The sequence below is a fragment of the Streptomyces sp. NPDC034111 genome (assembly GCF_055575375.1).
Map to the genome: position 1 here is coordinate 167,149 of NZ_JBVIST010000005.1, position 22,714 is coordinate 189,862.

At 66.9% G+C, this 22,714-nt stretch carries 21 protein-coding genes and 2 pseudogenes; 10 read left to right on the plus strand and 13 right to left on the minus strand.

The window, feature by feature from the left end; genetic code table 11:
• Positions 1–66: 66 nt before the first annotated feature.
• The gene (locus tag ACZ55A_RS15230; protein ID WP_468839526.1) at positions 67–561 is read left to right on the plus strand and encodes a peptidylprolyl isomerase; all 495 of its coding nucleotides are present in this window, start codon (positions 67–69) and stop codon (positions 559–561) included.
• A gap of 127 nt (positions 562–688) precedes the next feature.
• Here ACZ55A_RS15230 and ACZ55A_RS15235 read toward each other — a convergent pair whose 3' ends face one another.
• On the minus strand, positions 689–1,915 hold the full coding sequence (locus ACZ55A_RS15235; RefSeq protein ID WP_468839529.1) for an FAD-dependent monooxygenase: 1,227 nt from the start codon (positions 1,913–1,915) through the stop codon (positions 689–691).
• Positions 1,916–2,009: 94 nt separating this feature from the next.
• Between ACZ55A_RS15235 and ACZ55A_RS15240 the strand changes: the two genes are divergently transcribed.
• Entirely contained in the window at positions 2,010–2,681 is a 672-nt protein-coding gene (locus ACZ55A_RS15240; protein ID WP_468839531.1) for a PadR family transcriptional regulator, read from the plus strand.
• Between the two features lie 178 nt (positions 2,682–2,859).
• On the opposite strand, the gene ACZ55A_RS15245 is transcribed toward ACZ55A_RS15240, so the two are convergent.
• From ACZ55A_RS15245 to ACZ55A_RS15255, 3 genes are read right to left on the minus strand one after another with little or no spacing between them, the layout of a single operon-like run.
• Positions 2,860–3,513, minus strand: a complete 654-nt coding sequence (locus ACZ55A_RS15245; protein ID WP_468839534.1) for a TetR/AcrR family transcriptional regulator — start codon at positions 3,511–3,513, stop codon at positions 2,860–2,862.
• On the minus strand, positions 3,510–4,190 hold the full coding sequence (locus tag ACZ55A_RS15250) for a DUF4166 domain-containing protein (RefSeq protein ID WP_468839537.1): 681 nt from the start codon (positions 4,188–4,190) through the stop codon (positions 3,510–3,512). Before ACZ55A_RS15250 ends, ACZ55A_RS15245 begins: the two co-directional genes overlap by 4 nt.
• On the minus strand, positions 4,187–4,888 hold the full coding sequence (locus ACZ55A_RS15255) for a hypothetical protein (RefSeq protein WP_468839540.1): 702 nt from the start codon (positions 4,886–4,888) through the stop codon (positions 4,187–4,189). Before ACZ55A_RS15255 ends, ACZ55A_RS15250 begins: the two co-directional genes overlap by 4 nt.
• Before the next feature lie 464 nt (positions 4,889–5,352).
• Between ACZ55A_RS15255 and ACZ55A_RS15260 the strand changes: the two genes are divergently transcribed.
• A complete protein-coding gene (locus ACZ55A_RS15260; protein ID WP_468839542.1) occupies positions 5,353–5,694 on the plus strand; it encodes a hypothetical protein in 342 nt (113 codons plus the stop codon).
• A gap of 1,052 nt (positions 5,695–6,746) precedes the next feature.
• Here ACZ55A_RS15260 and ACZ55A_RS15265 read toward each other — a convergent pair.
• From ACZ55A_RS15265 to ACZ55A_RS15290, 6 genes and pseudogenes are all read right to left on the minus strand, one after another.
• Positions 6,747–8,327 carry an alpha/beta hydrolase gene (locus ACZ55A_RS15265; RefSeq protein WP_468839545.1) on the minus strand — a complete coding sequence of 527 codons (1,581 nt, stop codon included), beginning with the start codon at positions 8,325–8,327 and terminating at the stop codon, positions 6,747–6,749.
• A gap of 341 nt (positions 8,328–8,668) precedes the next feature.
• Positions 8,669–8,851 carry a hypothetical protein gene (locus ACZ55A_RS15270; protein WP_468840143.1) on the minus strand — a complete coding sequence of 61 codons (183 nt, stop codon included), beginning with the start codon at positions 8,849–8,851 and terminating at the stop codon, positions 8,669–8,671.
• Positions 8,852–8,913: 62 nt separating this feature from the next.
• Positions 8,914–9,066: pseudogene (locus ACZ55A_RS15275) on the minus strand (TetR/AcrR family transcriptional regulator); the annotation flags it as partial.
• Between the two features lie 484 nt (positions 9,067–9,550).
• Entirely contained in the window at positions 9,551–10,246 is a 696-nt protein-coding gene (locus tag ACZ55A_RS15280) for a glycosyltransferase family 2 protein (protein ID WP_468840113.1), read from the minus strand.
• A gap of 116 nt (positions 10,247–10,362) precedes the next feature.
• Positions 10,363–11,115 carry a tyrosine-type recombinase/integrase gene (locus tag ACZ55A_RS15285; RefSeq protein WP_468839552.1) on the minus strand — a complete coding sequence of 251 codons (753 nt, stop codon included), beginning with the start codon at positions 11,113–11,115 and terminating at the stop codon, positions 10,363–10,365.
• 414 nt (positions 11,116–11,529) lie between these two features.
• Complete coding sequence (locus tag ACZ55A_RS15290; RefSeq protein WP_468839555.1) at positions 11,530–11,811, minus strand: helix-turn-helix domain-containing protein; 282 nt, start codon at positions 11,809–11,811, stop codon at positions 11,530–11,532.
• A 1,106-nt stretch (positions 11,812–12,917) separates the two neighbouring features.
• Here ACZ55A_RS15290 and ACZ55A_RS15295 point away from each other — a divergent pair.
• The 7 genes from ACZ55A_RS15295 to ACZ55A_RS15325 all read left to right on the plus strand — a co-directional run bounded on the left by ACZ55A_RS15295 (position 12,918) and on the right by ACZ55A_RS15325 (position 20,525).
• A complete protein-coding gene (locus ACZ55A_RS15295) occupies positions 12,918–14,024 on the plus strand; it encodes a GIY-YIG nuclease family protein (RefSeq protein ID WP_468839558.1) in 1,107 nt (368 codons plus the stop codon).
• Between the two features lie 931 nt (positions 14,025–14,955).
• On the plus strand, positions 14,956–16,242 hold the full coding sequence (serS, locus tag ACZ55A_RS15300) for a serine--tRNA ligase (RefSeq protein WP_468839561.1): 1,287 nt from the start codon (positions 14,956–14,958) through the stop codon (positions 16,240–16,242).
• A 172-nt stretch (positions 16,243–16,414) separates the two neighbouring features.
• A complete protein-coding gene (locus ACZ55A_RS15305; protein WP_468839563.1) occupies positions 16,415–16,588 on the plus strand; it encodes a hypothetical protein in 174 nt (57 codons plus the stop codon).
• A 36-nt stretch (positions 16,589–16,624) separates the two neighbouring features.
• Positions 16,625–17,881: a tRNA lysidine(34) synthetase gene (locus ACZ55A_RS15310; RefSeq protein ID WP_468839566.1), complete on the plus strand. Its 1,257-nt coding sequence runs from the start codon at positions 16,625–16,627 to the stop codon at positions 17,879–17,881.
• Positions 17,882–17,935: 54 nt separating this feature from the next.
• The gene (hisS, locus tag ACZ55A_RS15315; protein ID WP_397881629.1) at positions 17,936–19,246 is read left to right on the plus strand and encodes a histidine--tRNA ligase; all 1,311 of its coding nucleotides are present in this window, start codon (positions 17,936–17,938) and stop codon (positions 19,244–19,246) included.
• Between the two features lie 207 nt (positions 19,247–19,453).
• Complete coding sequence (locus tag ACZ55A_RS15320) at positions 19,454–19,888, plus strand: NUDIX hydrolase (protein WP_468839568.1); 435 nt, start codon at positions 19,454–19,456, stop codon at positions 19,886–19,888.
• 73 nt (positions 19,889–19,961) lie between these two features.
• Positions 19,962–20,525: an HD domain-containing protein gene (locus ACZ55A_RS15325; protein WP_468839571.1), complete on the plus strand. Its 564-nt coding sequence runs from the start codon at positions 19,962–19,964 to the stop codon at positions 20,523–20,525.
• A 4-nt stretch (positions 20,526–20,529) separates the two neighbouring features.
• Here ACZ55A_RS15325 and ACZ55A_RS15330 read toward each other — a convergent pair whose 3' ends face one another.
• The 3 genes and pseudogenes from ACZ55A_RS15330 to ACZ55A_RS15340 all read right to left on the minus strand — a co-directional run bounded on the left by ACZ55A_RS15330 (position 20,530) and on the right by ACZ55A_RS15340 (position 22,711).
• Positions 20,530–20,997: an NUDIX hydrolase gene (locus ACZ55A_RS15330; protein ID WP_468840115.1), complete on the minus strand. Its 468-nt coding sequence runs from the start codon at positions 20,995–20,997 to the stop codon at positions 20,530–20,532.
• A 168-nt stretch (positions 20,998–21,165) separates the two neighbouring features.
• Positions 21,166–21,741: pseudogene (locus ACZ55A_RS15335) on the minus strand (NUDIX hydrolase); the annotation flags it as partial.
• Between the two features lie 58 nt (positions 21,742–21,799).
• Entirely contained in the window at positions 21,800–22,711 is a 912-nt protein-coding gene (locus ACZ55A_RS15340; RefSeq protein ID WP_468839574.1) for an FAD-dependent oxidoreductase, read from the minus strand.
• Positions 22,712–22,714: the final 3 nt, after the last annotated feature.

Below are 22,714 nucleotides of genomic sequence, written 5' to 3' on the forward strand. Positions count from 1 at the left end.
GCGGGCTCGTCGGAGATGGGTGGGTCGGGTGTGCTCGGGCGGGAGGAAAGATGTGAGGATACCCGCATGAGCAACGTGTTTTTCGATATCACCATCAATGACGAGCCCGCGGGCCGGATCGTCTTCAAGCTGTACGACGACGTGGTCCCCAAGACCGCCAGGAACTTCCGTGAGCTCGCCACGGGCGAGCACGGCTACGGCTACGAGGGCTCCGGGTTCCACCGGGTCATCCCGGACTTCATGCTCCAGGGTGGCGACTTCACCCGGGGCGACGGCACCGGCGGCAAGAGCATCTACGGCGAGAAGTTCGCGGACGAGAACTTCCAGCTGAAGCACACCAAGCCGGGCCTGCTGTCCATGGCCAACGCGGGCCCGAACACCAACGGCTCGCAGTTCTTCATCACCACCATCGTCACGGACTGGCTGGACGGCAAGCACGTGGTCTTCGGCGAGGTCGTCGAGGGGATGGACGTCGTCAAGACGATCGAGGGCCAGGGGTCGGGCAGCGGCAAGACCCGGTCGACGATCAAGATCGCGAAGTCGGGCGTCGTCGACGCGTAGTCGGTCGGACCTCTCACCGGACCTCCGCCATGGCCTCGGCCTGGCGGAGGTCCGTCTTCGTCACCCTGAGCTGACGAAGACAGACCTCATCAGGACACGCTGCCTACCACGCCCCCGGCACCGTGCGTCAGGCGCGGCCGGTGACCCGCTGCTCCCAGTCGGTCCGGTGGAGGTGGAGCGGGCGGAACATCTGCTCCGGCGCGGGGAAGGCGGCGGCCGATGCCTCGGCCTTGCCGGCCTTGACCCTGTTGGCGGCGGCCGCCTGGTGTCCGATCGCCTCCACCCGAGTACGGCGCAACCCGACATAGGCGGCGAACGCCTCGGCGGGCGCCGGCAGATCACGCAGGCAGCGGGCCAGTTCGACCGCACTCTCGATGGCCAGCGAGGCGCCCTGGCCGGAGCTGGATGAGGGAGCATGGGCCGCATCGCCCACCAGCGCCATGCGGCCGCGGTGCCAGCGGGGCACCGGCGGCATGCGTTCCATCGGGCCGACCGCGATCAGCGTGCGGGGATCGGTGTGCCGCAGCAGCCGCTCACCCGGGACATGCCCCGCGTAGGCCTCACGCAGCGCGGCCAGCCACTCGGAGGCCGGCACCCGCGCCACCTCGTCCGGACGCGGCGGCGCCTCGGCCGGCAGCCCGGCGAACCAGATCAACTGCCCGTCCGGGCCCTGCCAGTAGCCGATGAAGGTGCGGCCGAAGGCGAAGTACATCCTGCCGGGCTCTGCCTCGACCCCGCTGTCCGTGGCATGACCTCCGAAGCTCAGCACGCCGCCGTACTCCGGACCGGGCGCCTGCGGGTCGATCAAGGTACGGACGGTGGAACGGATACCGTCGGCGCCGATCAGTATGTCGGCGGCCGCCGATGTGCCGTCGGCGAACCGGGCCATGACCCCGTCGGGGGTCTCCTCGGCGCCCACCAGCCGCTTGCCGTAGGCGAAGTGGACGCCCTCCGCCACGGCGTGGTCGGTCAGCGCCCGATAGAGCGCGGCGCGGGGCATCGCCAGGGTTGCGGGGAGTTCGGCGAACCCGCCGAATCCGGCCATGTGGTGCCCGGCGCCGTCCGCCATCACCACCCCGGGCACCGGCTGCCCGATGGCCTCCACCGCCTTGTCGGCGCCGATCGCCCGCAGCGCCGTCAGACCGTTTGGGGCAAGCGTCAGCCAGGCGCCCACGCCGTCCGCCGGGGCGGGGTACGCCTCGTGGACCGTGGCCGTGATGCCCGCCTTGCGCAGCGCGAGCGCCGTCACCGGGCCCGCCACCCCGCCCCCGATGACCAATGCCGTCCGCACACCGGCGCTGATGCGCCGACCATCGTGGATGCCCATGACCCCTCCCACGGATATGCCGCTCATCGGCCGGACCTTGCGCCCGCCCGCGCTCATGCACTATAGTCGCACTGCACCTAGTCTCAATGCAACTAGTTCCCTCCCCACTACCCTTATCGGCATGACCGCTCCCGTGAAGAGTTCGCCGCTCGGCCTCACCGTGCTGGCGCTGCTGCACTACCGCCCCCTGCACCCGTACGGCCTCCAGCAACTGATCAAGCAGTGGGGCAAGGAGCAGGTGGTCAACGTCGGCCAGCGGGCAGGCCTGTACCGCACCATCGAGCGGCTGCACACGGGCGGACTGATCGCCGTACGACAGACCGAGCGCGACCAGCAGTACCCCGAGCGCACCGTCTACGAGATCACCACCGAGGGCCGGGCCGTCGCCCGAGAGTGGCTGGAACAGATGCTGGCGGTACCCAAGAACGAGTTCCCCGTCTTCCCCGCGGCACTGTCCAACCTGCCCATGCTCACACCGGCCGAGGCGCAGGAAGTGCTGGACAAACGCGCAGAGCACCTCGCCGCACGGCGCACCGCCCTCGAAACCCGCCAGGCAACCGACGCCGGCTCAGGCCTCCCGCGCGTGACCCTCATCGAGGACGAGTACCTGCACGCCATGCTCACCGCCGAGGAACGCTGGGTCCACGCAGTCCTCGACGACCTGCGCAACGGCGCCCTGACGTGGTCCCCGGAAATGCTCGCCGCCTTCGACACACACCGAGGCGTCCTCGGCCGACTAGGGCCGTACGACTGGATCGGCGGACGGATGGGCGGGCGGGCCGTCGGGCGTTGAGGGGTGGTCGGACGGACGGGCAGGCAGACCGCCGGGCGTGGGGCGGGCAGGCGGGCAGGCGGGCAGGCGGATGATGCCCGCCGCGGTCGGCATGACCGACGGACGGCAGCGTTAGCGATTCGCCGTCACCTTCCGAGGGCGGGCCGGCATCGCGCCGTCGAGCGCGGCCTGAGGCGTCTCACGACCGGCCCCGGGCGCCCGGGCGACCGTGGCTGCGCCGCAGACGGGCCCGTACCGCACGCTGGGTGACCGGGCCCAACTCCTCCAACGTGCCCACGAGCGCGGCGAGTTGGTCCAGGGCGTCCAGGGCCCGCCCGGCGCCGTCCGCGTCCACCCCTTCGTACAGCTCCAGTCCGACGAAGGCGGACGCGACCGCGCGCGCCAGGCCGGCGACATCGACGAACTCGGCGAGGGGCGTCTCTGCCAGCACCCGCCCGAGCACTCCTTCGATCTCGTCGATCCAGAGCGCGAGGCCCGCCGCGGTGGCCGGGGCGAGCCGGGGCTGGGTCTGTGCTCCGGCCAGCAACTGGGCGAGCACGGCCACATTTCCGCCCGCGCGCTCCTCGGCATGGATCTCCCGGCCCAGCTGGAGGAGTTCACCCAGGCTGCGGACACGGCCCAGCCGCTCGCGGTAGACGGCCACCCGCTGCTCGGCGCCGTAACGGCAAGCGGCGGAGAGCAGTTCGTCGACACTGCCGAAGTGGTAGAAGACCAGCGCCTGGTTCACCCCGGCCGCGGCGGCGATGCTGCGCGCGGAGACCTTGGCGATGCCCTGCTCGGTGAGCGTGCGCAGCGCGCCGGCCAGCAACTTCGTACGCGTATCCGCACTCATACCCGCACCTCTTCGCGCACCGGCCGCAGACCGTCCCGGACCCCGTACTCCTCGACGTCCACGAATTCGGCCGTGAAGGACCCGGTGTACCCGAAGAGCGGGCCGAACCACCGGTTGGTGACGGACACCTGGATCCGGAAGCGCTGCGCCGCGTCGTCGTACGACTCGCGCACCACGGCGTCGCCCGCGATGAGGTCCGGGACCCGAACGTCGACCCGTCCCTCGCGGAAGCGGTGCTCGCCGGAGCGGATGACCAGCGCCCCGTCTACGTCCACCGCGAAGTGCAGGTCGGTGGCGAGGTGCTGGTGGGTGCCGAGGTAGTCGACGACGCAGCCGCGCTCAGGACTGAAGACCATGGTGGCGTCGAACCGCCGCTCATGCCGGGGGAAGGTGAAGGTCCGCACAAAGGTGACGGTCTCACGCCCGTACGAGTCCTCGTAGGGGAAGTTCTCAATCGTGAACGGCACCTCGCGCCCGGCCCGCGGGAGGAGGATATTGCGGCTGCCACCGAGCGCGAGAAACGGCCGTACGAAGCTGCGGCCGTGCCAGATGCGGTCCATGGTGCCGCGCCCGATGCAGGCTTCGTTGCTGTCCAGTCCCACGGAGAAGCGCCGCCGGATCTGGGGGTGGAGCCGGTCGAAGTCGGCGCCGAGGGCGCGCTGGAAGAGGGACGTCATGACGGCTCCGGGGCGGCGAGGGTGGCGAGCAGGGCGGGCGCGGAACCCGTGCGGTCCGGCGGGTGGCGCAGGCAGCGGCGGGCGGCCGGCGTGACGGGCAACGGTGGAAGCAGCAACGCAAGCGCCGCAACGGCGAGCGAGGCCACCGGGACGGCCACGACGGCCAGGACGACAGCCAGAACCCGAAGGGCGCACTCACCCAGGGCATGCCGCAGCGACCGCTCGGGCGGAATCCCGCGCTCGCACCACAACCGCAGCCGGTCGAAGGACCAGGCCGTGGCCCAGCCCATCAGGGGCCGGAAGACGAGGCGGTCGGCCAGGCGCCCGAAGCGGCCCCAGCGCGGCCGGTAGGCGTACCCCGTCAGAAAGCGCACACCGTCCTCCGTCGGAACGTAGCGCCAGTACCCGCGCCCCTCCTCGATCAGCGAGAGAGGATCCGCCGAGAAGAAGCGGAGGGCGGAGGTCCGGGTACCGTCCGGACGCTGACGCTCTCCGGCAGCAACCCCCACGCCGGCGACCGTCAGCAACGGTAGAACCCGCGTGGCATACCGAAAGCGCTGCGGCTCCCCCGGCGCACACGGCAGATAGTCGATGTCCGTGAACCGCAGATCCCAGCGCCGGTGCTGCCCCGGTTGCTGCGTACGGTCCCACAGTTCGTCGAGATCGGCGCGTATCAGCGCCTCGATGTACAAGCCCAACGCTGCTCCCCCTCAACCGATTTGAGCGTCTGCTCAAAACGGAGCCTACGGCGTTTTGAGCGGTCGCTCAACCGGGTGGCCGAGGGCGGGCGCCGGAGTCGTGTAGGTCGGCAGGCAGGTAGCTCAGATCGGCAGCCTCGAACGTTCGCGCCTTAAAGCTCTTAAAAGCCGCTGCCAGTACAACGGCACCGCTGGCCGGAGCGAAGGGGTTGCCTGGAGCAAGGACAGGCCCTCCTCACGGGACACCAAGAGGCCCCCCGCGACGCGCTGCATGCGTCCGACGACGCAGGCAGCTGAGTCCGGCACCGTTGCCATCGGCGCACCCCCGCGTGAATCGCTGATGCGTGCAGCTCTTCCTGCGGGGCGGAGTTGATCAGGCCTCCCTCAGGGAAGGCCGCACCCAACTGTCTTCATATCGCGGAACTTGATGGTGATCCTGGTGGAGCGTCGGTACCTTCGATGGTGTGGGGGATGACACTCGGGGCCGCGACGTCAACAACCGTCCCGTCACGAACGTGTTCAGCGGAGTGGTCAACCATGGCCTGGTGATCCAGACCGGTTCCTTCGAGGGCGATGTCCATATGCATGCACCGCCCGAGAAGAGCGCCGAGCGGGACTCCGCCCTGGCGGAACTGGAGCTGCGCCTGGACGCAAAGGGGCGGGCGGAGAGGGAGGAGAGGGAGGAGCAACAGCGGCGGGCCCAGAAGCAGCGAGAGGCCGAGCGCCCCGCCCCGCTCGTGCTCACGCCGCCCTTTCGGGGCCGACCGGGCATCGACGGCCCGCGCGTCCTGGATCATGCGCACTGACAGCCGGGCGCCGGGCCCACCTTGGAGGGTCGCGCGAGCCCGCCCAGACGGTTACATGACGCCGTCACGCGATCTGGTCCCTGCACCGATCGACGCTGCTCTCCGCCAACGCGGTCATCGGACCGGTTCAGCTGGTCTCAGGGGCGGGACGTCCAGTACCGCTTGAGCACCTCCAGCTGCAAGGAGCATTCCAGGGGGTGACTTCCTCGCTGTCCTCGAAACCGCCGGTGAGGAAGTCGGCGAGGTGCTCCTCGTCGCGAAAGACACCTCCGTGGGTGAAGACCGAAGCGGCCGCCGCTGCGACCGGTGGCAGCGCGGGAACCGACAACAGCGCTGCCCGGTCCGGCGGACCGGGCAGCGGCCACGGGCAGGGAAGCGGGCGGCGGGCGCACGCGACAGCATTCTCGATGCGGCGGAGGAAAGCACGGCGCCAGTGCCACCACGGTCGGCGTGGCTCTGACATCCCGGGTCCTATGCGGAGCTCGTCGAGTTCCTCGACGGCTACGAGGCGGAGCACTTCGCATTCAGCAGGGGCGGCCACCATGTGGCGATGGCCAATCAACCGGGACCGGCTGGCCGTGGACCTCCTGCCGCAGGTACCACTGCCCGTGTCCCGCAGCTTCATGGACGCACTGGTGCCCGAGCACGTCCGCGCGACGCTCGGCCTGTCCCGGCCCAGTCGGGCATTCCGGGTGCTGACGGGCCTCCTGCTGCGTGCGCATGCGCCGGTCCGGCGCGTCGGCCCGGTCAGGACCGAGCCGTCCCCCCTCAGCGGATCGGCGCGGCGCGGAGTTATCCGGAGGGTGCCCAACAGATCAGCTGGGACCGCAGGGATATCCACCCTCGTGCGCGCCACGGGGCGGCGGGCCATCGCGCTCGGCGTCGGGCCGGGACGGGCAGTCGCTCGCAGCCAAGAAGTCAGCAAGCTGTCAGCATCAGTCCACGCCTCTTGGGGCAGGCGGTCAGACACTCACCGGCCCACGACGGGCGGCGTCCATGTGACGTGGGGCCTCCGCTCGGCAGAAGCCCCACGTCACCTCGTCCGCAACGGGTCAGGAGCGGGCGGGTATCCCCGGGATGCCCGGAGGAGTGGGAAGCGGCAGTTTGTTGGCGCTGCTGCGCTTACCATCGGGCGCGGGCGCCTGGCAGGTCACGTCCTTCGCAGGAAGCTTGCCCGTGGTCAGGTACGCGGTGGCCGTCTTGTCGGCACACGACTTGGAGCCGTAGATGCCGTGTCCGACGCCCCCGGCGACCGTGACCATCTTCGAGCCCTTCATCACCCGGTGCAGGCCGAGGCCACTGGGCAGAGGCGTCTGGGGGTCCCACTCGTTCTGCAGAATGAGCGCCCCGGCCTTGTTGTCGATTTTGGTGGCGGGTTCGCTGCCGTTCTTCTTCCAGAACGCGCACGGCTTGATGTTGGACGCGAAGTCACCGTAAAGGGGGTACTTGGCCTTGTCCCGGACCGCGTCGCGGCGGTACTGCTCGGGGTCACGCGGCCAGGCGCGGGTGTCGCCGCAGACGACTGTCCAGAAGCTGGCGTTGGCGTTGTCCGAGGGCACGACACGGCCGAATGCCGGCGGTGCGGTTCGCTCGGGCCTCCCGGCGTCAGGGGTGGGGGCCGGGGCCCTGCCGTCGGCGGCCTGCTTCAGCTCGACGATTGCCTCGGCGGCCTCGCGCACGCTGAAGAACATGGCGCGACCCGCGCGGATGTCGTCGCCGCTCATTGAGGTGCCGTTGAGCTCGATCGGTTTCCGGTCGGCCTGGGCGACCAGATCCCAGAAGGCCTTGCGGACCTTGTCCGGGGTGTTGCCCAGCTTGTAGGTCGTGTTCCGCTGGGCGGTCCACTCGCTCCACCTCGTGAATGCGGGCTCGGTGCCCTCCGCCCAGATCTGGATCATGCCCCGCCAGATCCGCGCGGGATCGACGGCGCTGTCCAGTACGAACCGGTCGGTACGCTGCGGGAACATCTGCGTGTAGACGGCTCCGAGATAGGTGCCGTACGAGTACCCGAGGTAGGAGATCTTCTTCTCGCCCAGCACGGCCCGGATCACGTCCATGTCACGGGCGGTGTTGCGGGTGGTGATGTGGCGCAGCCTGTCGCCCTCCTTGGCGTCGCACTTCTCGGCCACGGTCCGGGCCCACTTGACGTCCTTGGCGAACGCCGCGGCCTTGTAGGGGCGCTGCCAGTTCTCCTCTTCGGCGGTCAGACCGCAGCTGAGGGGGGCGCTTTGGCCGACACCCCGCGGGTCGAAGCCGATGAGGTCGTACTTTCTCGTCACGGACTTGGGGAGCTCGGTCGTCAGGGACTGGGGCATTTTGAGGCCCTGACCGCCCGGACCCCCGGGATTGAGCAGCAGGACACCGCGTCGTTCGGCTGGGGTGCTCGCCTTGATCCGCGATATCGCGAGGTCAATGTTCTTGCCGCCTGGGCGGCTGTAGTCCAACGGGGCCTTGATGGTGGCGCACTGATAGGAGGCCGGGGTTGCGCTGCCGCAGCGGTGCCATGCCGGTCTCTGCTTGAGGTACTGCTGCAAGGGGTTCTCAACGGCGGAGGCGGTCGCCGGAGTGAGTGCCGGAATCAGTGCCGCGACGGCACTCGCCGCCAGGACGGGGGCTATTCGTCTGCTTCGCACGTGGGGAAGGCCCTTCGGGTCAGTACGAGTGGGACGCACTCACCCTTGCTCACACGGCAGTTGGGGCGGATCCCTCAGCAGGACACAGTTTGTCCACCTGTGGGCGGACGGACTGCTGGGACATATGGTTCTGGAGTCGTACACCCACGACCGTATTTCACACACCTTGTTCGAGTGGCCGCAGAGCGAGGCCGTGGAGCGACACCATCAGTCCGAAGCCACGAATCAGCCTGCTGGGCTGCGAACTCGAGCCGGAACTTTCAAGGATCTCACCGTGGTTGCGTGAATCCCGTTGTGCACTTGCGGCTACTCAGCAGGGCCCGGCGACGGCATTGACGAGCTCAGGGCGCGGTGAAGAAGGCGCTCATGCCGTCGACATCCGACAGGTAATTGTCGATGGCGGCGATGCGGCCGTGGCGAAGTTGGCCGCGACCACTGTTACGGGGGCGGGGTCGGCGCCGAAGGCTGCGGAAGACCGCCGGGGTCGTCCAGCCGCGCACGTCGCGGGAATCATCGATCGGCATGCGGCCTCGGCCGTGGCGGCGTCGAGGGCTCCAGCCAGTTCGAGAGTCACCAGCCCGTGCAGGGTCACCCAGAGCAAGAGGGCGATGAACGTCGCTTCGCCGGCGAGGACGGACTCCGTCAAGGCGCGATCGATCGCCGCAAGGAGCGGCCGGATGGGGTCACTGGTGCCGACTGCGCCCGACGGGTCGAAGGATTGCACACCGCCGAACAGCACCGTGTAGAGGTTGTAGGCACCGGACTGGCAAGTCGCGTCGGGACCGGCAGATGCGGCGGAGCCGCCAGAGGTTCGGCCGCAGGGTGGTGGGACGCAGCTCGCCCTCTCCTGGTAGGTCCTGGTCTCCGCCCATCCGAGGGCGAAAACGGAGAGTTCACAGGCCCGAGCCCCGGGTGGACCCGGGCACGCCGGGTGCCGAGATATACCTCCTGCTGTCGGCTGCCAACGAACTTCCCCTGGTCATCGGCGTTTCGGCTGCCGAGCATCCACGGCGGTCGAGCACTGAAGCACATGGCCGAGGGTTTCAAACGAAAAACGACGTCCCCTGCGGCAGTCTCTGCCCACGCCTACGGTATTGCCCTCGCCGGAGGTGCAGGAGCCGATAAACCGGTTCCGGTCCCGACTTCGACCAGGCAATGCCCCTCCCGATCTCTGCGGAACGCCGAGAGGGGTGCTCTGTGACGCCACCGGGACCGAGCCCGTGTCACCCCGTCCCAGAGAATGCCGGCCGGGCCGTCGGTGTATCAGCCCGTCCCTTCTCGTAGACCGTCAGGCCACGGGCCAGGTGGAGGGGTACGAGTAGGAGTTCCACGATGAGGGCCTTCCAGGCGTAGATGAGGTTGACGGCCTTGGTGGCGTAGACGCAAGGGATGTTCAACAGGACCGTGGCGAGCGGGAGTTTGCGGCGGTGGGCGGCGTAGAGGAGGGGTGGGAGGGTCAGGAGGAGTTCGGCGCCGACCCACCAGGCGACGGTGGTGGCGAGGGGCTGACCTGTGGTTTCGGCGGCCAGGAAGGGGGTGGCCCACCACAGGGGCGCGCTGAGGATTTCCAGGAGGGCGAGGAGGACCCAGAGGGCCAGGAGGGGTTTGTGGAGGATCAGGCGGCCCAGGTGGAGGCGGACATTCTGGCAGAAGCCGGCCATCCAGCGCCAGAGTTGTTTGCGGAGGTAGGTGAGGTCTTCAGGGTCGGCGGCGAGGGCTACCGCGTCGGGGACGTAGACCGCGCGTCGGCCGGCGATCTGCTGGGACCAGGTGTAGTCCATGTCCTCGACGATGGTGCGTTCGGGGAAGCCGCCGAAGGACATGAGATCGTCGCGGCGGAAGACCGAGCAGCAACCCGAGCAGACCATGGGGCTGTTGGCGCGTGCCTGGATGGGGCGGTGCCAGTGGAAGCCGCAGATGCATCAGATCTGCGTTCTTGCAGGTCACACCGGCAGTGGGTACACCGAGGGTCAGCAAACCGTCAGCATCAGTCCAGTTACCGTCCAGCCACTGACCTGGTCAGCGATCGCGTCTTCTACGCGGCCAAGTCGTGATCCAGGATCTTGGCCGCTGCGGCGATCGAACCCGGCATCAGGTGACGATAGGTGCGGTAGGTGATCTGGATGTTGCGGTGGCCCATCCAGTCTGCGACATCCGTGATGGGGATGCCATGGCTCAAGCAGTTCGATGCGAAGAAGTGGCGGAAGCCGTACAACGTCATGCCCTCTGGAGGGGGCGCCTTCTTGAAAAGGTTCCTAGCCCGCCGAGCCTCCATGGCGTACGTGAAGTATCCCGTCGGCCCGCGAAGCAGGTACCCGTCCTCCGAGACCCCATGCCTCTCCACGAATCGTTCGATGGCTTCCTTGACCGATCGCGGGAGCGGCACTTCGCGAAACTCGCCAGCCTCTCGATGCTTCAATGGAGCCGGCCGGTAGGTGTCATGATGTATTTGCTCCGTCACCCGATACACGTCGTCAGCAACGATGTTGTTGATATTGACGGCGCGAGCTTCGCCGTTCCTCAGGCCACACCCATACATCATCCGCATATGCATGGCCAGCTGGAAGTCAGCTTTCCTCGCCGCCTCTTTTATGTACTCCTTTGTGGGGACTACGGCCCGGTCAGGTATGTATTTCGGGGGCACGACGCCGAGCGTAGGGTCCGCCCCGATTGCCCCTTTGCGATAGGCATCCGCCAGGATTGCACGAAGAAGGCCGTACGCGTTCCTCTGTGTTCCAAGCTGCACATCGTTCCGTTCCATGGTCGCGATGAAGCGTTCCAGGATCATCGGAGCGAATGTTTCCATCTTCCTAGAAGAAAATTCCGGATACAAATGTGCTCGCAGATACGTCTCATGGGCAGGACCCGTGGCATATTCAACGATATCGCGCCGACGGGTACGCCAATCCTCTGCATACTCCTTGAAGGACATTCGACCTAGCTGAGCCCTGACCTCAGCGACAGAAATGGGCGTGTTGCGCTTATCGTTGTAGATTGCTGTGAGGCGATCTTTGGCAGCGTCTTGCGTCGGGTAGCCCGTTTCTTCACGCTGCTTACCTGCAGAGTCGCGGTAGCGGATTGTGTATGGGTGAGAGCACCGCGTGGGCTTCGAGCAAGAACAGTTCTTCAGGAAGCTCCCCATCCCTCGGGCAAGCTTAACGGGATCCAATACAGCCACTCCTAGGTTGGGTCTTTTGGCGCGTCAGTGAATCTTCTGCTGCTCAAGCCATTTCATGACTTCGCTGTATTTAAATCGCAGTTTGGCGTTCTTTCCGCGGCCGAATTTGTATCCAGTTAGCCCCAGCTTCGGCGCATCGCGATATATCCACGTCAGGGACACGTTCAGGAAATCTGCCGCCTCTTTCGCGGTCAGCATGCTTTGTGGAGTCACAATCGTCAGTTCCGAGTTGCACGACGTGACGACAGACGCCCATGCAGACGGCTGAGCGATCGAATCAGGGCAGGGGGTATCGCGGATCGGCACATGAGGTGGTGTTCCTTGCAAAGGAGCGCGCGGGGCGACAGAACGGGATCAACAACGCCGGGAGCCCACGCCGACTCGGCGGAGGCATCGCTGCCTCTCAGCGAACAGCGCTGCGGATTTCAGGGAAGCCGCAGGCGGGGGCCGCTCATTAGCTCCTTGCGTCTTGCGGCACTACCGACTGCGTCCGCAAGGGCTCCACCGCCAAGCACAGCCGCTGCGAACACCCTCAATGGTCGTCACGATCGCCGGTTTGGCCAACCGGCGATCGTGGTCTATGTTGCGCGCCCGCACAGAAGGTTCACGGACCGTTCCTAGCGCACGATGCTCAGGAGGCCAGCCGGTACGACCGGAGAGCGGAAGTCGCGCCGTCCGAGACGACCACCAGGAGTCCGTCGTCCGTGAGTCGGTCGAGGTTGCGGGCCACGACTCGTTCGGAAGCACCAACGCCTCGGGCAACGTGCCGCATTGCGGCTCCGGGATGCACCGCGATGTGCACGAGGACCGCTCGATCGCGGCGGTAGCCACGTTGCACCAGGTCCTCGCCGAACAGCCCGGCCGCACAGACACAGAGACACAGTGCCGTGGAGAGAGCGCCGTAGTCCTCTCGCTGGCACGCGGTCCACACGTTCAGGGCGCCGAGCGCCAAGAGGACGGGAGCAGTGAAGCGGGCGGATCGGAGAGCGGCATTCGACAGGTGGGACTCCATTCGATCGGGGCCTCGGTGACGAGACCGACCAGCGCAGGGGTACGGACTACCGTCACGGCCGACCTGTCCGCTGGTCGATCCGAGACTCCGCATCCCCTCGCTGACCTGGTGTTTTCCGGGACGTTGTACGTTGACATAGTCCCGGAGGTGGTTCCAGTCCCTTGGGGCTCCTTCTCGTCTGCCGTGGGCGAATGCTGTCCTTGGACAGCGAAGCCAGTCGCCCGCTGCCCGCTGACCTACGGCGACTAAGTTGGTTGGCAAGGCGCCTCCTTGCGCCTCCTCTGCCCGCTAGGGCTCCAGTGAAGTGCAGGTCCGACAGGAGCGAGCGTGGTTGCCAACCCCGAGGCGCAGTCCCGCGAGGGCCCATGGGATGTCAGTGGCCCCCCGTACAGTCGTGGCCGTGACCTCCTCTACGCCGGGTGGCGACTCATATGTGTACGTGATCGGCTCTGCCGGATCGACCCGCGTCAAGATCGGCACCAGCGTCAGCCCTGAGAAGCGGCTAAAGGAACTGCAGACCGGCAATCCTGACCGTCTCGAAGTGCTGTGGTACACGTCCGGCGGGCGCGAACTGGAGGCTCTACTGCACCAGGCGTTTGCCGACCACCGGGTTGAGGGCGAGTGGTTCGATTTCGGTGACGTGCAACCAGTCGGAGCGATTCCCGCCGCCGTCCACCAGTGCTCCGGGACTTCATCGCGCGCTAGCCGGCCCAACGCACGCACCGCGCCCAAGCGTTCTGGTGCACGCTCCGAGCGCGGTGAGCACCTGGTCACGCCGGAGCGGCTGGCTGGCATCGTCCGGGACGTTGTTCTCGGGGTCATCCGCCCAGAGCCCGAGCAGGAGGGGGGCGACGACCAAGAGGAGGTGCCGGTCAAGAAGCGGCGCACCGCCGGCGAAGACATGAACCGGCTGATGGCGTTCATGTATGAGTCCGCCGCCACCCAGCACGCGCGGCGCGCTGCCGCCGGGAAAACGAGGTTAGCGGCCCTCGGCGGCTGGCCCAACCTCGTCCTCCTCGCCCTGGTGACGGTCGTCGCGATGCCCATCGCCGCGTTCCTCACGCTGCGCGTGATCACGCGGGACATCTGGCCCGTGCGGAAACTGCCCATGCTCGCCGTGGTGGGCTACTGGCTGTGGGGCCCCCTTGGGTTCGACAAGTTGATCCGGGACTTTGTCCTCTCCCGGCTCCCAGTGGAGGACATCGAGACCTTCGCCCGCACATACTTCACGCAGGCCGCCGTCACCAGCGCCTATTTTCTTGCCTTCGCCTCACTCATGATGTGCCTGATGGGCTACGTCCAGCAGGTCAGAGCCCACGCGGAGGAGCAGCGCGCCGAGGCCAAGGCCAAAGAGGAGGCGAAGCGTAAGACGGCCATGCCGCCCCTCCTCGACGGTGCGCTGCTTGGAGTTCCACCCTCGCCCCTGATCGCCGATCTCGCTCGGCCCATCCCCCAGCAGCCGTCCGCCAAGAATCCTGATCGCAGTACGACTTCGCCGCCCCAGTGAGAAGATCACCCTCCAGCCGCGACTCGAAGTTGGCATGCCCGGTCGTCGCCGCCCGAGTGCCAAACCCCGGAGAATGCGCTCACCGTCGACGGCCGAACCGGAACTGCGTCCTCGAACCTGGCTGTAGTGCAGTCCAGAAGCGGACGCCGTCGATGCCCGAGAACGGCATGCCCGCACAACACCTCGACGTACGGCACGGCCCTGTCCCAGCCGGTACTGGCACACAACATCCCTAGCGTGCTCACCCCGCACGACGGGGTTCACCGTCATAGAAGCCGAAACGGCTGGGTTCGCTGTCAAGCGCCTCGATTGGATGACGAGGGACAAATGCCAGGCCGAGAGGCTGCGACGGGCTCCCACCTCACCTCTCCGGCTGGGAGCAGGAGTCCGCGCCCTCGTCGCGGACTCTCTGGGCGAGATGGTCGACCACGGCCTGCTTGCCACCAATTGGCCGGCCGACTCAGCGCTGCCGGCCACTTGTCCCGCCGCGGGCGAGCTCGGAGGTCACGGCCTGCCCCCAGGGGGTGGTGCCGCCGTAGGCGGCGTGCACGGAGCAGGGGCGGTGCGGTAGTCGCCACTCGTGGCTCCGAGCCCCCGGGGTAATTCGCTGACTACGCACCAACAGCCGCCCTACCTTTGGGGACAACGCGATGACGGAGCCGAGTAACCCCGGATCACGCGAGCCGAGAGAGCCGCCAAGCGCTGTGACGGCGGCCTCGCGCCCCGGAGTGAATCCCCTCCCGAGTGCGAGGAGGAAAGGCCACCCGTAGGCGGCCCAATGCCTCGCCGGCCGACCCCCGTCACCGGGTCGTGAACGAGGCCGCCGGACCAGGCGGTGAAGGCGCGGTGGCACCGCGAGTTGCCCCTTCTCGCCCGCGCCCCCAAGGGATCACGCCTACCTGGTGGGCCTGGTCGATTGGAGTTCCAGCCGATGCTGGACATCAACCTCATCCGCACCAACCCTGAGTATGTACAAAAGGCGCTGGCCAAACGCGCCATGCAGGTCGACATCGACGCCTTCCTCGCCCTGGACACGGATCTTCGCCGGGTCCGCAGCGAAGTGGAACGGCTACGCGGCGACCGCAGGGCGCTTTCTGGCAGGATCGCCCAGCGGCAGCGCGCAGGCGAGGCCGCCGAGGACCTGCGTACCGAGGCCAGGACCGTCGCCGAATGGCTGGCCACCGCCGAACAGCACCTTGCCGAACTGGAACGGGATCACCGAGCCTTCCTCGACCCGCTGCCGAACCTGCCCGACGACGAGGTGCCCGCCGGTGGCAAGGAGAACAACGAGGCCGTCCGCACGGTCGGGCAGCCACCCCGGTTCACGTTCAAGCCGCGCGACCATGTGGAGCTCGCGGGCACGCTGGGGCTCGTCGACTACCAGCGCGGCGCCAAGCTCGCCGGCAGCGGATTCTGGATCTACCGCGGCCTGGGCGCGCAGCTGGAGTGGGCGCTGCTGAACTACTTCACCGAGTCGCATCTGCGCGACGGGTATGAATTCGTCCTGCCGCCGCACCTGCTCACCTACGCGGCCGGGTACACCGCGGGGCAGTTCCCCAAGTTCGCCGACGAGGTGTTCACCGTGCGCCACGGCGAGGACGGCCCCGAGCAGTTCCTGCTTCCCACCGCCGAGACCGCGCTGGTCAATCTGCACCGCGACGAGACGCTGGCCGGCAGCGAGCTGCCCAAGAAGTACTTCGCCTATACGCCGAGCTACCGCAAGGAGGCCGGCGGCTACCGTACGGCAGAGCGGGGCACGCTGCGCGGCCACCAGTTCAACAAGGTCGAGATGTTCCAGTTCACGCGCCCCGAAGACTCGGCCGCCGCGCACGAGGAACTCCTTACCAAGGCCGAGGAGCTGGTGGACGGACTCGGCCTGCACTACCGCGTCACGCGCCTGGCCGCCCAGGACACGACCGCCGCCATGGCCAAGACCTACGACGTCGAGGTGTGGCTGCCGAGCATCGGGGCGTACGTCGAGGTCAGCTCGGCATCGAACGCACGTGACTACCAGGCCCGCCGCGGCAACATCCGCTACCTGCCCCGCCAGGGCAAGTCGGCCTTCGTCCACACACTCAACGCCTCGGGCCTGGCGACCAGTCGCCTGCTGCCCGCGCTGCTCGAGCAACACCAGCGGGCGGATGGCACGGTCCCTGTGCCTGAAGCCCTTAGAAAGTGGATGCCGTGCGAAGTTATGGCGCCGCCTCCCGCCCGGTAGCACGGATGCCTCGCCACGCCATCGGAGATCCGGCTGGTGCGCCGAAGGCATCCAGCCAACTCGTCTCACAGTCAGCTATGAAGTATTCGCACACTGTTACGGTGGTGGTTTGGCTCGGCTGCTATCAGGGATCACTGCTGCGGGCCAACCGACGACAGGTATGGAGGATGTAATGCCCCATCAGTTGACGGCCATCGAGACCACAGAGGTTCAGGAAGGTCGCACCGAAGTACATGATCTGGCACAGATCATGACGCGCACTCTCCCCGAGGCCGGCATGGACCGGATGACCAGCGCGCGGGTCGAAGAGGTGCTGGCTGTTCCTGCGCTGACAGCGCACATCTAAGCAGGAACTGAGCACGTCAATGGTGAGGGCCAGGGAATGGAGTACGCGGTGAGTAGCTGGGGAAACGTCACGCTTCTGTTTTCGGCTGGGGTGCGGCAGCCCAAGCCCATGGACAAACTGACGCTCGGGGAGCTTCTCCTGGCAAACCGCTTCCCCCCGTCGCTGTTCCAAGCGTATGAAGCACCCGGCGACGGCACCTTAAAGGCCGTACCCATGTCCCTGGCCCTCAGCGAGATCCCCGAGGGGCGCAACGTCATCCTGCAGTGCATACGCAACACGGACATCGACGCACTGCGCCCCAACGAGATGGAGACGGTGCATCACAGCCAAGATGCGGTTGCCGCGATGTTCGACTTCCAGTGGGCGGACGAGGCCAAGAACCCGACGCACCGGGTCCACTTGGTTGATGCCGAGGGCATGCGCGACATCGTCTTCGGGAAGATCTCAGACTTCCTGACCCGGCAGGACGCCTCCCTCCCGCTGGTCGCCGGCATCTCAGGTGGCGGCGACAGCAACACCCTGGTGCAAGGCATGCGCCGATATGCGAGCACGCAGAATCTGGATGCTTCCAAGATCACCTGCTTCACCCTGGTCATGCCCCCGATCTGGCCCGAGTCCGCGGCCGACCGAGCCCGAGAGCTGTGCTCCGACGCGGGATTCGAGCACCGTGTCCTGTACCCCAAGGACATGGTCCAGCTCCTGGGGATGAGTGAGTCCCCCGAGCGCCTTTGGGAGGAGCTCTCCGACCGCTACACCGCTGATCTGGCCCACTTCTTCGGAACGTTCTTCATCAACCTTGCCGGCCGCGCGGTCTGCGAGGAGGTCAACGGGTCACGGCTTCTCGTCGGCTACAACCGCGAAGACGTCATGGCGGAGCTGCTGTTCTGCCTCGTGAACGGGCGTCGCCCCATGCCGTTCCCGAAGCGCCGGACCGGTTCGACGGACGTGCTGATGCCAGTCTGGGACGTGCCGAAGAACATGCTGGACGCGTGCTACCCGCACTACAGCGAGGTCAATTACAGCGAGCGCGTGGATTCCTCAGCTGTACGACGTTCTTCGATCTACTACATGGCTCACTGCCTGGACGCGCTCGTCCCCCAGATGTCGATGTCACTGATGACCGGCACGGCACAGCTCATGGACGAACTCGACGGGTGGCAGGAGCTGACTCCGGTCATGGGGACGCCACTGCTGCACACCGGGTACGGAGACGCAGACGAGCAGAAGAAGCTGCTGGAGCTGCTGAATCGGTACTTCCCGCAGTGGCAGCCAGTGACGGATCAAGCGCAGTAGGATACAGGCTGACCCAGATGCCGCAACTCGCCAGACACCGGGAGAACCACCAGCATGGGGCAGGCCGCTCAGACGCCGTCGGGTACCAGGGACCTCCTGGCCGATGAGGTACGTCGCCGGAGGGCAGCGTTCAACACGCTCTCCCAGATTTTCGAAAGCTTCGGGTTCGACCCCCTGGAGACGCCGGCCTTCGAAAATCTGGACGTCATCACCGGTAAGTACGGCGAAGAGGCGTCGAAACTGATTTTCAAGATCCTCAAGCGCGGTGTGCATGAGGCATCGGGGCAGGCCGACCTCGCGCTGCGCTACGACCACACGGTGCCGCTGGCTCGCGTCATCGGCACGCACGGCGCGAAGCTGCCCACCCCCTACAAGCGGTACGCCATCGGCCCGGTGTGGCGTGCCGACCGCCCGCAGGAAGGGCGCTTCCGCGAGTTCGTCCAGTGCGACATTGACACGGTCGGTTCACACTCGCCGCTCGCCGACGCCGAGATTGTGCTGGCGCTCGCCAAGGGCCTCTACGGCTTGGGCGTGCACGAGTTCACGTTCATGGTGAACAGCCGCAAGGCGCTCTACGCCCTGCTGGATGTCTACGGCATCGACCCGGCCGGCGGCCCTGGCGTCCTCGGTACGCTCGACAAGCTCGACAAGATCGGTGCCGAGGCCGTCGCCAAGGAACTCACCGTGGACCGGGGCCTCACGCCTGAGGTTGCCGAGGCCCTGGTGGGTGACGTTGCCGCCGATACCCCAGACCGTGTCCGGGAGCGACTGGACACAACGGAAGAGGGCAAGGCCGGGCTCGCCGAGGTCGACCGGCTCATCGAGCTGACCACCAGCGCCGGCCTCGCGAGCGAGCACATTGCCTACGCCCCCCGCATGGTGCGCGGCCTCGACTACTACACAGGCGTCATTTACGAGGTGGAGGCTGCCGGATACCCGGGCTCGATTGCTGCCGGGGGACGGTACGACCAACTCGTTGCTTCCCTGGGGGGCCCTGACCGCCCCGCTTGCGGCGGATCCATCGGCGTCGAGCGCATCCTTGCCATCCAGGGCGCCCAGCTCACGGAGCCACGTGGCCTCGACGTAGCTTTGACAGTGCTCGGCGGCGAAGAGGACCTCATGCGCCTGGCCGCCGAACTCCGCGATGAGGGCCTGCGCGTGGGCACCTACCTGGGCACTTCAACGAAACTTGCCAAGCAACTCAAGTGGGCCAACGAACAGAACGCCCGAATCACCGTTCTGTACGGCCCCGACGAACAAGCCGCCGGGGAGGTCACACTCCGGGACATGCAATCCGGTGACCAGACTCGGGTACCTCTCCCCAGGGCTGCCGCCCACCTCCGCAACACGCTTGAAGGACCCTGACCCCGACCGTCAGCGAGCGCCTCGGGCTACAGCGGCCGGATTCAGGGCGCGCGCTGCGGCACCGATGCCTGATTCGCCCCCGCTGGTGGGTGGTCGAGGCCACTCGGGATCACCGGCTTCCTTCGCCAGAGTGCACGTCGCCGTTGACCCTGGCGAAGGAAGCTGCCGGGTGCGCGACCGGTTCCGACGAATGAAGAAGGTGTTCCCGTGCCCGAGAAGGTCACCAAGGACAAGGTGCTGTGTTACGTCGTACGCGACGGAAAGCTGCTGGTGTTCCGGCACACCGAGTACAGCTACGAGGAGGTCGGCATCCAGGTCCCGGCTGGCAGCATCCGCGAGGGCGAGACGCCGGAGTCGGCGGCGCTTCGCGAGGCCCGTGAAGAGACCGGCCTGAAGGACTTCAAGATCGTGAGGAAGCTCGGCGAGACCGAGTACGACATCAGCCCGTACCGGTTCGAACTTCAGCACCGTCACGTCTTCCACCTGGAGCTGACCGAGCCCAGCCCGGAGCGGTGGATGAGCCAGGAGGACCACGACGGGGAGCAGGAGCCCACGCACTTCGAGTGCTTCTGGATCCCGCTGGAGGCCGCTCACATCTTGCAGTCCGGCCAGGGCGCCCTGCTGGGACGCCTGTACGACTGATCCTTGTACCAGTCACGGCCACCCCACGAGGCAGCCGTGTGCATCGGCGCCATCACGGTCGTATCCTCAAGGCGTGACGGCAGTCGGGTGGGCATACGAGCTGGCGGAAGTCCTTCTTCGCAACAGCCTCCCTCGGAGGTGGAAGCACACCCAGGGCGTGGCGGCCTGTGCCCGGCGGCTCGCGCCGCTCGTGGGAACTCAGGGCATGGTGTTGGAGGCAGCCGCCATGTTGCACGACATCGGGTATGCACCGCCGCTCGTTGTTACCGGCTTCCATCCGCTTGACGGCGCGCGGCATCTCCGTAGGGTCGAAGCTGCGGATGCACGCGTCGTACGGCTGGTGGCGAACCACTCCTTCGCTCTCTTGGAAGCCGAGGAACGGGGTCTCCGTACGGAGTTGGCCGACGAGTTTCCCTTGCCTGAGGACCGGCTGCTTGTGGACGCGTTGGTGTACTGCGACATGACCACCACGCCAGAGGGGGAGCGGACGACGTCGGAGGAGAGAGTCGGCGACATCGTGGGCCGCTACGGTGCGGACAGTGTCGTCGGGCGGTTCATCCGCCGGGCCGCACCGGAGATCCATCTCAGTGTGGAGCGGGTGGGTGCGGCGGCGGACGAGGCGGGGGTGAAGCTCTGAGGGGCTACCCCAGGTACGGGTAGGTGCCGGCGAGGTAATGGCCGATCTGTTCATGCATGCTCGGGTGGATGTCTAGGGTGTCCAGGTCGTCCGGGTGCACCCAACGCACGCCGTCGGCTTCGTCGTTGATCGTTGGTGTGCCGCCGACGGGGCGGCCGATGTAGGCGACCTCGAACTGCTGGCGGATCTCGCCGTCGGTGTACGCGACGATGTGCTCCGGGTTCGAGTAGACGCCGAGTAGACCGGTGACCTCGGCGATGATGCCGGTCTCTTCCTCGCACTCGCGCACGGCGCACTGGGCGGGGCTCTCGCCGATGTCCTGGGCGCCTCCGGGCAGGGCCCACTGGCCGGTGTCGCGGCGGCGCTGGAGCAGGATCTCGCCGTCGGTGTTGACGACGAGCAGGTTGCTGGCGGGGATCAGTGTGTTGGCCTTGGGGGCCTTGGGGTCGTAGTAGTACTCAGTCCTGCCCACTGTGGTGATGCTCCTGACTCTCGGGCGCGCAGGGGCGCGCTGTGTTCCAGACGGCGTGGAAGCTCTGGTCGTACCGCTCGAACGGAGTTCGAAGCCGCGGTGAAGGGCCGACTGGCCGACGCCATACCAGCCGGTCACTGCCTGCTTGTAGCCGTCGGGCATGTTCAGAACCGGCACCTCATCGGCGGTGAACATTCCGAGTTGCTTGTGCTCATGGCTGATGACCGGCGGCCGATCGGGGGTCAGTACCGTGCAGCCGTAGGTAACAATCAGCACTCTCCGCCCTGGGATGGGCTCGTAGATCCACGTCCCTCCGTCGATCAGCGGGCCCGCCTTGACCTCCCAGCCGGTCTCCTCCTGGATCTCCCGCTCCAGTGCTGCCTCGGGGCTTGCATCCGTCGGTACGGCGCCATCCGCGCTGCCGACCTCCAGGCGACCGCCAGGCAGTTCCCACTCGTCCCGCTCGTTCTTGAGCAGTAGTACGCGATCCCATGCGTCGAGCACGACGCCCTTCACGGAGACGGGCCAGAGCGGTGGCGTGTACGTCATGTCGGTCCTCGTATCCTGCGGTATGCGAGATATCTCCCCTGCCATTTCGCCATTCGGCTTCAGCGCACTGACCCGGTCCTTCCACGCCTTCTGGACGACCGTGGCGCCACTCTCTACGACCTGGCCTAATGTGACACAGCAGATTGAAGAAGAGGTGTGGCGTAGGCGGTGACATGCATCCAACCGTGCGGCCATTACGCCACATCGCCCTATACCCGAGTTTGCGGGCACAATTCGCCTCGACTCCAGGGCATCACGTATTTCGAGTGGCGTAGTAGGCACGCAAGGCAGCTTCGCTACCAGAGCCCATGGCTGTCATGATCCGCTGGAATTGGGACGAACGCAGGTCGCCAGCGATGATGATGCGGGGGTGCTGGTCAGAGGGCGGGCAGTAGCCTGCGGCGTCACGGATGAGATCGCCTGGAGGGGCGATCGGAGCGCTGCCGATGCTGAGGAACGCGGCGTCGGCGACGACGGTGTTCCGTTCCCCCTCTTGGGCGAGCGCCTCAGCCGTGATCACAGGCCCTTGTGACGGCCGCAGAATCAGGTGATCGATGCGCAGGAGGGTCACACGAGGGTCGTCGCGAATCTCCTCGACTTTGTATTCATCGCTTGTTGGATACGCCACGAGTAGACGAGTGTCAATGTCCGGGTGAGCGCGCAGGAAGGTACCGATAGGGCGATCACCCCCGAGGACGAGCAGGGTGCGGCCCTGGGAGTCATTTGGTTCTGCCTGCCACAGTGGCGGCAGGGTGAAGTTCGGCGGGACCGTGATCCAAGCGACGTCGTGAGGTTGGAGGGCTCCCACACCGGTGGCCAGGACTGCGTGTGGAGCGGTCAGACGGTCGCCGGCCTCCAGGGTGACGGCGACGTGATCATCGAACGCGCGTATCTCGGTGGCACGGTGACCGAGTTCGATGCGGCACCGGTCGGTGCTCTTCAGGTCCGCTGTGATGGAGTCGGCAAGTTCAGGGCCGCTAATGTAGCCGCCGAGGACGTTGTTCAGCGCCGTGATCCGGTAGAGATTGCGGCACAAGCCATCCGGTTCGATGAGCAATGAGTGCATGCCCACGCTCGCGGCCATGCGAGCAGCGGCGCAGCCAGCTGGGCCTCCGCCGATAATGATCAAGTCAGTGTCGCTGGTACGGGATGATGTAGCAGCCATAGG

Bases quoted from the DNA above. Each gene is read 5' to 3' on its own strand.
- ACZ55A_RS15235 (WP_468839529.1), bottom strand. From the start codon at position 1,915: ATGAGCGGCATATCCGTGGGAGGGGTCATGGGCATCCACGATGGTCGG.
- hisS (WP_397881629.1), top strand. From the start codon at position 17,936: ATGGGGCAGGCCGCTCAGACGCCGTCGGGTACCAGGGACCTCCTGGCC.
- serS (WP_468839561.1), top strand. From the start codon at position 14,956: ATGCTGGACATCAACCTCATCCGCACCAACCCTGAGTATGTACAAAAG.
- ACZ55A_RS15310 (WP_468839566.1), top strand. From the start codon at position 16,625: ATGGAGTACGCGGTGAGTAGCTGGGGAAACGTCACGCTTCTGTTTTCG.
- ACZ55A_RS15250 (WP_468839537.1), bottom strand. From the start codon at position 4,190: ATGACGTCCCTCTTCCAGCGCGCCCTCGGCGCCGACTTCGACCGGCTC.
- ACZ55A_RS15270 (WP_468840143.1), bottom strand. From the start codon at position 8,851: ATGCCGATCGATGATTCCCGCGACGTGCGCGGCTGGACGACCCCGGCG.
- ACZ55A_RS15240 (WP_468839531.1), top strand. From the start codon at position 2,010: ATGACCGCTCCCGTGAAGAGTTCGCCGCTCGGCCTCACCGTGCTGGCG.
- ACZ55A_RS15245 (WP_468839534.1), bottom strand. From the start codon at position 3,513: ATGAGTGCGGATACGCGTACGAAGTTGCTGGCCGGCGCGCTGCGCACG.
- ACZ55A_RS15285 (WP_468839552.1), bottom strand. From the start codon at position 11,115: ATGATCCTGGAACGCTTCATCGCGACCATGGAACGGAACGATGTGCAG.
- ACZ55A_RS15340 (WP_468839574.1), bottom strand. From the start codon at position 22,711: ATGGCTGCTACATCATCCCGTACCAGCGACACTGACTTGATCATTATC.
- ACZ55A_RS15305 (WP_468839563.1), top strand. From the start codon at position 16,415: ATGCCCCATCAGTTGACGGCCATCGAGACCACAGAGGTTCAGGAAGGT.
- ACZ55A_RS15230 (WP_468839526.1), top strand. From the start codon at position 67: ATGAGCAACGTGTTTTTCGATATCACCATCAATGACGAGCCCGCGGGC.